This is a genomic window from Listeria farberi (assembly GCF_014229295.1).
Lineage (GTDB): Bacteria > Bacillota > Bacilli > Lactobacillales > Listeriaceae > Listeria > Listeria farberi.
Map to the genome: position 1 here is coordinate 1 of NZ_JAARZL010000011.1, position 1,657 is coordinate 1,657.

General features: G+C 37.4%; 2 protein-coding genes. Both read right to left on the minus strand.

Annotation, left to right across the window (positions count from 1 at the left end):
* Positions 1–246 precede the first annotated feature (246 nt).
* Positions 247–600, minus strand: coding sequence for a hypothetical protein (locus tag HCB38_RS14970; protein WP_185638959.1), 354 nt, complete (start codon positions 598–600; stop codon positions 247–249).
* 17 nt (positions 601–617) lie between these two features.
* On the minus strand, positions 618–1,657 hold a 1,040-nt coding region (locus tag HCB38_RS14975), incomplete at its 5' end, for a hypothetical protein (RefSeq protein WP_260484544.1).

Below are 1,657 nucleotides of genomic sequence, written 5' to 3' on the forward strand. Positions count from 1 at the left end.
TAAGCTGAGCGACTTGGGTGTACTCTTGCGTTAAATCGTTGACATAGCGAATGGTATTTACCGTTTGATAGCCAACTGTTTGGGTCATTTTTGTGGTGCGCTGACTGGTTTTGCTTCCGCTGCTATCACTTGCTTTAAGCTCGGTCTTCCCTTGCATGCCATCTTTAGTCACTTTTTGCGTACTTGCTTCTGCATACGCTGAGCAACCTTATTCGAGTTGTAGATGTATTTGCCTATAAAAGTTCTTTATTGAATTTTCATCTGTATCAGAAATCCTTTATTCTCAGAAGTTGCGGATAATAAATATATCATCATATCAGTGGCTCTTTTTTCTTGGGTATAAAAAGTTGCAGATTTGTACTCAATGAACTGTACCAATTGATGGAACAAACTTTGTGCCGCTTGATAGCTAAAATTTTTCATGTTCACATCTAAAGAATAATAATTATTTATCACTTTACCTTCTTTTTGAAATTTCAATTCAAAGCTAGAGATATTATCTTCTTGATACTCAAAAAACGAATTTATTTCAGACCATAGACCAACTTCATATTCACAATTAAGTGTTTTTGCTAGATTAAATACATCAGTTTTATTCATGCATAATTACCTTCTTTTTATTTTTTAGGAATATAATTTCCACCTGGTGCTGGGGAATGTACTGAAACAATTCCTCCCGACTCATTAGTAACAACCTTGTTTCCTCGAACATCTGTATATTCCCATGTTTTCCTCCCCATTTCATCCACCTTAGATTTCCTAGTCTTTAGGTTATTGTCAATAATAGAATCTATAGTCTCTTTAGAAAACCCTCTTTCATTGGCTCTCTCAGCCCCGTGCTCGGAGAATGATCTACCTTTCGGAGTCTTCTCACCCGTTTTTATTATTTCTGGGGCACTACTATTGCTCCCTTTCTCAATATTCGAAGACAAATCCTTCGCGTCTTGGAAAAAGTTGGCGCCACTGTTTACTACAATGGTTGCACTTCCTGTGATTATGCCAATTCCTGCTACATTAAGTTGAATTCCGATTGGTGCTCCAGCCCCTGTTAAGTCCAGTGCTCCACCAAGGATTTCAGTTCCGACTCCAAGGATAATTCCCTCAACGCCAAGATAGATACCCGCTGAATCAGCTATTAGTCTTCCAACGTAATAGCGGTTATCATCGCCATACACTTCCTTATTTTTACCAATGGTTTCTACGGAACCGAAAGTGAAATTATTTACTAGACTATCCAATGCACCTGCGCCTACTGGTTCAAGATTTTCGCAAATTGCTTTCATTGTTTTTTGTACGCGCATGCTATGGTTTGCTTGAGATACTGCTAGTTTCATACCAGCTTTAATGGCTTGTTTTTTTGTTGTTTTTGAAATGGATTTGATTGTACTTTTTGCTTTGGTTATGACTTTTTTGCCGGCTTTTTTCACTGTTTGTACTTTTTTCTTCACGGTTCGTTTGACTTGGTTATATGTTTTCTTAACCACTTTTTTGGCTTTTTTGTATACTTTTTTCGCCGCTTTAGTGACTTGCTTAATCGACTTCTTAGCTGCCTTCTTAAATTTCGTCACTGTTTTTTGGACTTTTTTGGTTACTTTTTTGACGGCGCGCTTGATTTTTCTGGTGGTTTTCTTGATGGCTTTTTTGACTTTTTTCACGG